9 protein-coding genes are annotated in these 7,924 nt (G+C 69.0%); 3 read left to right on the plus strand and 6 right to left on the minus strand.

Going from position 1 to position 7,924, the window contains the following annotated elements:
- Positions 1 to 789 (minus strand): DUF4292 domain-containing protein (locus tag D7X12_RS36330; RefSeq protein ID WP_120629794.1); only part of this gene is annotated, 789 nt, incomplete at its 3' end.
- Between the two features lie 42 nt (positions 790 to 831).
- Between D7X12_RS36330 and D7X12_RS36335 the strand changes: the two genes are divergently transcribed.
- Positions 832 to 1,563: a MotA/TolQ/ExbB proton channel family protein gene (locus tag D7X12_RS36335; protein WP_120629795.1), complete on the plus strand. Its 732-nt coding sequence runs from the start codon at positions 832 to 834 to the stop codon at positions 1,561 to 1,563.
- A gap of 18 nt (positions 1,564 to 1,581) precedes the next feature.
- The gene (locus tag D7X12_RS36340; protein WP_120629796.1) at positions 1,582 to 2,037 is read left to right on the plus strand and encodes an ExbD/TolR family protein; all 456 of its coding nucleotides are present in this window, start codon (positions 1,582 to 1,584) and stop codon (positions 2,035 to 2,037) included.
- Positions 2,038 to 2,116: 79 nt separating this feature from the next.
- Here the strand turns inward: D7X12_RS36340 and D7X12_RS36345 are convergent, their stop codons facing one another.
- From D7X12_RS36345 to D7X12_RS36360, 4 genes are all read right to left on the minus strand, one after another.
- On the minus strand, positions 2,117 to 3,961 hold the full coding sequence (locus tag D7X12_RS36345; RefSeq protein WP_120629797.1) for an acyl-CoA dehydrogenase: 1,845 nt from the start codon (positions 3,959 to 3,961) through the stop codon (positions 2,117 to 2,119).
- A gap of 175 nt (positions 3,962 to 4,136) precedes the next feature.
- On the minus strand, positions 4,137 to 4,817 hold the full coding sequence (locus D7X12_RS36350) for a MaoC family dehydratase (RefSeq protein WP_120629798.1): 681 nt from the start codon (positions 4,815 to 4,817) through the stop codon (positions 4,137 to 4,139).
- Positions 4,817 to 5,266: a MaoC family dehydratase N-terminal domain-containing protein gene (locus D7X12_RS36355; RefSeq protein WP_120615095.1), complete on the minus strand. Its 450-nt coding sequence runs from the start codon at positions 5,264 to 5,266 to the stop codon at positions 4,817 to 4,819. The genes D7X12_RS36350 and D7X12_RS36355 overlap by 1 nt, the downstream gene beginning before the upstream one ends.
- A 20-nt stretch (positions 5,267 to 5,286) precedes the next feature.
- Positions 5,287 to 6,288 (minus strand): NAD(P)H-dependent amine dehydrogenase family protein, encoded by a 1,002-nt coding sequence (locus D7X12_RS36360; RefSeq protein WP_120629799.1) that lies wholly within the window; start codon positions 6,286 to 6,288, stop codon positions 5,287 to 5,289.
- Between the two features lie 245 nt (positions 6,289 to 6,533).
- On the opposite strand from D7X12_RS36360, the gene D7X12_RS36365 reads away from it, so the two are divergent.
- Positions 6,534 to 7,655, plus strand: coding sequence for an HD domain-containing phosphohydrolase (locus D7X12_RS36365; RefSeq protein ID WP_120629800.1), 1,122 nt, complete (start codon positions 6,534 to 6,536; stop codon positions 7,653 to 7,655).
- Between the two features lie 22 nt (positions 7,656 to 7,677).
- Here D7X12_RS36365 and D7X12_RS36370 read toward each other — a convergent pair.
- The coding region (locus D7X12_RS36370) for a peptidylprolyl isomerase (RefSeq protein ID WP_208719512.1) at positions 7,678 to 7,924 on the minus strand (247 nt) is incomplete at its 5' end.

Raw genomic sequence — 7,924 nt, forward strand, 5'->3', positions numbered from 1 at the left:
ACCCGGCAGCTCCCGCCCCTGCGCGTCCACCTCCACCACCCTGGCCCCCTCGGGCGGCGTCAGCTCGTAGAGCGTCAGGTCCGGCCGTCCGTTGAGGGTGATCTCCGTGTAGCGCAGCTCCAGCTGCGTGTCCGCCTGGGAGGCCGTGAGGATGACCTTGCCGGGGAAGAGCAGCTCGCCGCGCTGCTTGAAGTCCTCGAACGCCAGGTCGTAACCGGGCACCCCCCGGACCTCGCTCTTCACCACCCGCAGGTGTCGGGGATCCACGCGGAGTGTCTGTTTCGCGGCCCCCCGCACGAGCGTCAGCACGTACACGCGCTCCTTCTCGTCCAGCGCCAGGGTCATGGTCTCCGGCGGCAGCAGCGGCACCTGGCCCAGCATGACGGCCACCAACTCCTCGCTCGGCAGGACGATGGGCAGGAAGCGGGACACGTTCTCCGGGCTGGAGGGCCCCTGGAAGTACGTGTTGCCCTGCGCCTGGTAGACGCCGAAGCGGGCGCCGTCGGAGACGAGCGAGGCGACCGGCCGGTTGAAGAAGTCGTACGTCTCCAGGTGGATGAGGCCCGGCCGGGTGATGGAGAGGAAGGTGCCGAGCGTGCCGCTCCCCTGCGGGGACTCCACGCGCAGCTTGGCGTCGCCCTCCAGGTTCACCACCTGCGCCTGCCGCTCGCGCACGTGCTGGTAGAGCGTCGGGGCGTCCTCGATGCGGCCCTCCGGACCGAACTCGAGGCGTTTGGGGCAGGCAGAACAGAGGAGGACCAGGAAGATTGCGGCGGCTGCGCGGTTCATATGTCCTAGTGTGAGCCAGGGCTCCCAGCCCGGTCATCAACCATGAGCCTGAACGATCTACTTCATTACCTTCGCCTGGGCGGCGTGACCCTCGCCCTGCTCCTGGGCGCCTCCGTGGTGGCCCTGGGGGTCGCCATTGAACGGCTCATCAAGCTCTGGGGGGTGAGTGAGCGCTCCCGAGGCCTGGGGGAGATCGTCCACAAGCACCTGCTGCGCGGGGACGTCGCCGCCGCCCGCACCGCCGCCGAGCGCTCCGACGCGGTGGCCGCCGACATCTTCCTCGCCGGGTTTGATCGCTGGGAGCGCAGCCGCTCCACGGGCGGCAATGGCATTGAGTCCGCCGTGGAGCGCGAGCGCGCCCAGGTGGGCCTCAAGCTGCGGCGCAACCTGTGGCTGCTCGCGACCATCGGTTCGACGACGCCCTTCGTGGGCCTCTTCGGCACCGTGGCCGGCATCATGCGCTCCTTCAAGGACCTGGGCGTGGACGTGGAGGCCGGAGGCACCGGCGGCTCCGCGGCGGTGATGACGGGCATCTCCGAGGCGCTCGTGGCCACCGCCGTGGGCATCCTCGTCGCCGTGCAGGCGATGGTCTTCTACAACTACTTCCAGGCCCGGCTGTCCCGGGTGCTCGTGGAGCTGCGCCTGCTGGGGGACGAGTTCGTGGAGCTGCTCAAGGAGCGCGCCACCGGGGCCCCCCTGCCGGAGCTGCCGCCCTCGCGCGAGCCCTCCACCCCGCCCGCGCCGCGCCCGGATCCGCAGCCCGCCTCGTCGTAACCAGGAGAGACGCCCACCATGGGAATGGGAAAGACGCCGGGCTCCTCCGACGATGAAGGCGCGGACGCCGGCTTCGCGGAGATCAACATCACGCCGCTGGTGGACGTGATGCTGGTGCTGCTCATCATCTTCATGGTGACCAGCTCCGTCATCACCCAGCAGGGCCCGGGCGGAGGCGCCAAGGCGGGCCTCAAGGTGAACCTCCCCAAGGGAGGCGCCGCGGACGTCACCGCGCGCACCACGGACATGTCCGTGGCGGTGCTGGCGGACGGCCGCTTCGTGCTCGCGGGCAACGTCGTCGCGGAGGAGGAGCTGAAGCAGGCCTTCGACGCCGCCAAGAGCCAGAACCCCGACACGGTGGTCATCGTGCAGGCGGACGAAGGCGTCTCCCACGGCACCGTGGTGCAGGTGATGGAGATGGCGAAGAAGGCGGGCCTCGCCCAGCTCGCCATCGGCGTGCGCGACGGCACCTGAGCAGAACGACGAAGGCCCCCCGGCAGGACGTGCCGGAGGGCCCTCGCAAGACTTCAACCGCGCGGACTGACCAGACGGGCTAGACGGACGCGAACGCCGCGTCGGTGATGTCCATGGGCGACGTGTCCTCGGCCGCGATGAGGCGCGCGGCGTACTCCACGTTGGGCAGCACGTTGCGCGCGTACCAGAGCGCGCTGAACTTCTTGCCCTCGTAGAAGGCCTTGTCCGGGTGGTCCGCGCTCACGGAGGCGGACGCCTTCTCCGCGATGACGGCCGCGTCCAGCAGCAGCCAGCCCACGGCGACCTCGGACATCATGTTGAGGAAGCGGTTGGCGGACAGCGGGATGAGCGGGAAGCGGCCCTGGTCCTGCGACCAGCCGAACAGCGCCATCGCGCTGGACATCAGGCCTTCCTGCGCGCCGGCCAGCGTCTTCACGGCCTCGCCCAGCACCGGGTGCTCACGGTGGGCTTCCACGAAGCTGCCCACGTCGCCCATGAACTGCTGGAAGTGCGCGCCGCCCGCCTGGCCCATCTTGCGGCCCACGAGGTCCATGGCCTGGATGTGGTTGGTGCCCTCGTAGATGGAGAAGATCTTCGAGTCGCGCGTGTACTGCTCCACCGGGTAGTCCTGGATGTAGCCGGCGCCGCCGTACACCTGGATGGCCTGCGCGCACAGGCGGAAGGCCTGGTCGGAGCCGTAGGACTTCACGAGCGGCGTCAGCACCTCCACCTGGCCCCGGTGGTAGCTGGCCGCGTCGTCGTCCTTGCCCGCCAGCTGCTTCGCCTTGTCCAGGTGCATGGCCAGCTTGATGATGAGCGAGCGGATGCCCTCCACGTGCGCCTTGATGTCCAGCAGCATGCGGCGGACGTCCGGGTGCTCGATGATGGGAGCGCGCGGCGCGGACGGGTCCTTCCACTTGGTGAAGTGGGAGCCCTGCTTGCGGTCCTTCGCGTAGTCCACCGCGTTGTAGTACGCGGCCGATGCGAGGCTCACGCCCTGGATGCCCACGGCGATGCGCGCGCCGTTCATCATCTTGAACATCTGGCTCATGCCCACGTGCTCGACGGTGCCGACGAGCTCGCCCAGACACGCGTCGTTCTCACCGAAGTTGAGGACACAGGTGGCGCTGCCGTTGATGCCCATCTTGTGCTCGATGGACGCCACGGTGACGTCGTTGGTGCCGCCCGCCGAGCCGTCCGCGTTGATGCGCAGCTTGGGGACGATGAACAGCGACAGGCCCTTGGTGCCGGCAGGCGCGCCGTCCACGCGCGCGAGCACCAGGTGGATGATGTTGCCGGCCATGTCGTGGTCGCCGCCGGAGATGAAGATCTTCGTGCCCCGGATGCTGTACGTGCCGTCCGCGTTGCGGCGCGCGGTGGACTTGGCCGCGCCCACGTCGGAGCCGGCGTGCGGCTCGGTGAGGCACATGGTGCCGCCCCACGTGCCGTTGAGCATGCGCTCCACGAACTGCTTCTGCTGCGCGGGCGTGCCGCACTCGGCGATGACCTCCGCCGCGCCGAACGCCAGGCCCGGGTACATGTTGAAGGCCGTGTTGGCGCCAGAGAGGATCTCCTCCACCGTCACCTGGAGCATCATCGGCGCGCCCTGGCCGCCGTGGTCCGGGCTCACCGCCACCGTCTTGAAGCCCTGCTCGTAGAGCTTCTGCCACGCGTCCTTGAAGCCCTTGGGCACGAAGACGGCGCCGTTCTCCACCCGGCAGCCCTCGCGGTCACCGGACGCGTTGAGGGGCCCCAGCACCTCGCGCGCGAAGCGGTAGGTCTCCGTCAGGACCGCCTTCGCCTCATCCGGCCCCCAGGCGTCGTACGGCGCCTGTCCCGCCACCTGGCCGAAGCCGAACTGCTCGAACAGCGTGAAGAAGATCTCTCGAAGGTCGGTCTTGTAGGTGTTGATGCCGGCGGACATGGCCACTCCTGCGTGGGGGCTCGCTGCCCCGCCCGTTTGGCGGGAGGGGGTCAGCGGCCCAGCTGACCCAGGAAGTGTGGCGTCGGCTGATTTTTGAGTCAACCCTGAATGACACCCCGCGTTGAGCAGCGGTCGAAGCCGCCCTTCTCGAACGCGGGACCTGGGCTTTGAAAGGCTACTTCTTGGCTTTCTTCGCCACCGGCAGGGAGGCCGTCTTGGCGGCGGGCTTCTCCCGGGGTGCCGTTTTCTTGGACGAGGCGCCGTTCCGGCCCTCGTCCGTCCCCTCGTCCTCCTCCTCGGGGGCGGTGGGCGCGCTGCTGGCGGCCTCCGAGGACGCCGTGGCGGGGGCCGGGACGACGAGGCTCTCGCGGGGCACCTCCACGACGATGGGGGACTGGCCGGAGCGCTGGCGGTTCTCGTCCTCGAGGGAGAAGAACAGCTGGATCTGCGAGCCGCCCTTCATGACGAGCTCGCCCTTCTGGTTCTCCGCCCAGAGGTCGATTTCGACGAAGTACCGGCCGCCGGAGCCGTGGCGGTCGCTCACCCGGCCCTTGCAGACCACGGTGTCGCCCGGCCACACCATCTTGATGAAGCGGACGTTGTAGCGCCGCAGCTGGCCGCCGCGCGCCCAGTCGCTGATGAGCTGGCCGAGCATGCCCATGACGAGCATGCCCGGGGCGTAGACGGACGGCATGCCCACGCTCTTGGCGTACAGCTCGTCCACGTGCACGGGGTTGTAGTCGCCGGAGGCGCCCGCGTAGCGCGACAGCTGCACGCGGTCCACGGGGGCCTTGGCGAGCGCCGGCAGCTCGTCACCGACGCGGATGGATTCGAAGTAGAGCTTGCGCGCGGGCATCAAACGGTCTCCTTGGCGGCACGCACCACCAGGGTGCGGCGGGCGCGGAAGACGAGGTTGCCCTCCTCGTCACGGCCTTCATCCTCGATGACCGCGATGTCCATCTTCCCGGACATGCCCGGCCGCTCGAAGACGTCAGACACGCGGGTGGACACGTAGATGCGGTCCCCCGCGAAGATGGGACGCTCGTAGTCGAACCCCTGTTCAGCGTGCAGCAGGCTCTTGATGCCCACCCCCAACAGCTCCCGCAGGTCCGCCGCGGAATGGAACGACGCGGGAAACGTGGGCGGCGCGACGATGGTGGGGTAGCCCGAAGCGCGGGCGTACTCCTCGTCGTAGTAGATGGGATTGTAGTCGCCGATCGCCTCGGCGAAGCGCCGGATGGCGCCCTTCTCCACCTCGTTGAGCGTCGGAGGCGAGGCGCGTCCAATCGCATTCTTGTCCAGCATGTCCCTCTCCTGATGAACCTTCAGCGGCCTGCCGGAAGCTCGAGCACCGTCAGGAGCCCGGCCTCCGCGGCCGTCAATCGTGGCGCGGCATTCACCAGCGCATTCGCGGTGGCCCGGTCGCCCGCCACTCCCCCCGGGATTTCCAGCACCAGCCTGGGATCCGCGTCGATTTCGATGCGATCCCTTGGATCTTCCGCCCCCACCGCGATGGTCAGCTCCAGGCGCACCCGCTCCTGACCCTCCTCCAATCCGACCACGGACTGGAACATGCCCGCGACGCGGCCTTTCTTCACCACAAATGCACCGCCGGAGATGTCCTCCTCGGCGAATACCGGCGCGACCTCCTCCTCGAAGTCGTCGCAGTCCAGGCCCAGGCCCAGCGCCGCGAGCGCCGCGGACTCCACCAGGCCCACGTGGCCCAGCTCCTCGCGGTCCACCAGGTCGAAGAACTCCTCCTCCGTCAGCCCCGCGCCCACCTTGCGCTGCAGGGCCTCACGGCGCGTGCGGGCATCCACCACCCGGCTCACCGTCGCCTTGCGCACCGGACCGCACACCTGGCCCGCGGTGGCCACCAGCCTGTCCAGCACGAAGCCCGGATTCACCCCGGTGCCCACGATGGCGACGCCCGCCTTCTGGGCCGCGCGCTCCAGCTTCTCCGCCAGCTCCGGGTACTTGAGGTACGGGAACGCCAGCTCCTCGCAGGTGCTCGCCACCGGCAGGCCCAGCTTCAGCGCCTCCAGCAGCTGGTCCATCACCTGCGCGAGCCGCGAGCTGGTGGCGTGCAGCACCACCACGCCCTTGCGGCGCCCCACCGCGCGCTCCAGCGATTCGGAGATCTTGAAGCGCGGCCCGGCCTGCCCCAGCACGTCCCCCAGGGGACGTCCCACCAGGGACGGCTGCGGGTCCACCGCGCCGATGAGTTCCACTTCGGGGGACGACAGGGCCGCCCTGGCAATCTCCTGCCCGATGAACCCCAGCCCCATCACCACCACCGGCACCGGCCCATCAGGGGCTCTAGCCATCGGAAATTGCTCCCGAATTCCAAGGGGTTACAAGCACTTACGACAGGTAGGGCCGCACCATAGAACACGCTTTGGCGAGCAGGCAAGCGTGACGTGGAGTCCGGCGAGCACACATTTGAGTGAATCTTCAAGAATTCCGGCTATTTAGCGACACTGGAAAGCTTGGGGGGGACTGCCTGGGGGTTTGGGAACCCGATATAAGAGTTTGGGAAAACGCAGCCCGCTCGCTCGGAGTGTACGCATCCATGGACCGGATCCTCGTGGTGGACGACGACGTGCTGATCCTCGCCGCGCTGTCCCGCATCCTGCAGGCGGAAGGATACAAGGTCGTGACGCACAGCGATCCGGTGCTGGCGGCCCGCGAGCAGGGCTTCGACGTGGTGCTGACGGACTTCATGATGCCGTACCTCAACGGCATCGAGCTGCTGTCGGCGCTGCGGGAGAAGAATCCACGGGCGGTGCGGCTGATGTTGACCGCGGCGGCGGACTTCAAGGTCGCGTCGGAGGCGGTGAACCGGGGCGAGGTGTTCCGCCTGCTGAGCAAGCCGTGGGCGTTGAGCGAGCTGATGAGCAGCGTGCGCCAGGCCTTCGAGCACCGCCGGCTGGTGGAGGCCAACGATCGGCTGACGCGCGAGGTCGCGCACAAGAACGAGGAGCTGCTGGAGGTAAACCAGGACCTGGAGCGCCGGGTCATCGAGCGCACCGCGGGGCTGCTGGATGGACTCATCAGCGCGCTGGACTACCGGGACACGGAGACGCAGTGGCACTCGCGGCGCGTGTCACTGTACGCGCGGCGGCTGGCGCAGGAGATCGGCCTCACGGGCCCGGCGCTGGACGTGGTGGAACAGGGCGCGCTCCTGCACGACATCGGGAAGATTGGCGTGCGCGACTCCATCCTGCTCAAGCCCGGACCGCTGACGCCGGACGAGTGGGTGGAGATGAAGCAGCACCCGGAGTTCGGCTACCGGATGCTGGCGAAGATGCCCTACCTGCATGATGCGGCGCTCATCGTCCTGCAGCACCAGGAGCGCTGGGACGGCAAGGGCTATCCGCTGGGGCTCAAGGGCGAGGACATCGTCGTGGGCGCGCGCATCTTCTGTCTCGTGGACACGCTGGACGCCATCACGTCCGACCGCCCCTACCGCAAGGGCCGCCCCATGAGCGTGGCGCGCGAGGAGATCCGCCGCTGCGCGGGCACGCAGTTCGACCCGGCGCTCGCGGACGCCTTCCTGCGCCTGCCGGAGACGGAGTGGGCCCGCATCCGCCGTGAGGTGGAGTCGATGGAGGAGTCGGAGAACCGCCGCTGGAACGGCGGGAAGCTCAACGCGCATGGCGAGCCGGAGCCCGCGCGCGCCAGCGGGGCCTGAGCGCACCGCGACCGCAGGGCCTTCAGGGGGCCTGGGTGCCGACGACAACGTCGTCGATGACCGTGCCCTCCAGCAGCGCATCCACGGTGTCCATGCCGGCGACGACCTCCCCGAACACCGTGTAGCGGCCGTCCAGGTGCGGCTGCGGCGAATGGGTGAAGAAGAACTGGCTGCCGCCGGTGTCCTTGCCCGACAGCGCCATCCCCACGACGCCGCGCGTGTACGGCCGCCGCGTCACCTCACAGCGGATGGAGTGCCCCGGCCCCCCC

The sequence above is a fragment of the Corallococcus sicarius genome (genome assembly GCF_003611735.1).
Lineage (GTDB): Bacteria > Myxococcota > Myxococcia > Myxococcales > Myxococcaceae > Corallococcus > Corallococcus sicarius.

Bases quoted from the DNA above. Each gene is read 5' to 3' on its own strand.
- D7X12_RS36350 (WP_120629798.1), bottom strand. From the start codon at position 4,817: ATGCCCGCGCGCAAGCTCTACTTCGAATCCATCCGCGTCGGTGACGAG.
- D7X12_RS36335 (WP_120629795.1), top strand. From the start codon at position 832: ATGAGCCTGAACGATCTACTTCATTACCTTCGCCTGGGCGGCGTGACC.
- D7X12_RS36345 (WP_120629797.1), bottom strand. From the start codon at position 3,961: ATGTCCGCCGGCATCAACACCTACAAGACCGACCTTCGAGAGATCTTC.
- D7X12_RS36340 (WP_120629796.1), top strand. From the start codon at position 1,582: ATGGGAATGGGAAAGACGCCGGGCTCCTCCGACGATGAAGGCGCGGAC.
- D7X12_RS36365 (WP_120629800.1), top strand. From the start codon at position 6,534: ATGGACCGGATCCTCGTGGTGGACGACGACGTGCTGATCCTCGCCGCG.
- D7X12_RS36360 (WP_120629799.1), bottom strand. From the start codon at position 6,288: ATGGCTAGAGCCCCTGATGGGCCGGTGCCGGTGGTGGTGATGGGGCTG.
- D7X12_RS36355 (WP_120615095.1), bottom strand. From the start codon at position 5,266: ATGCTGGACAAGAATGCGATTGGACGCGCCTCGCCTCCGACGCTCAAC.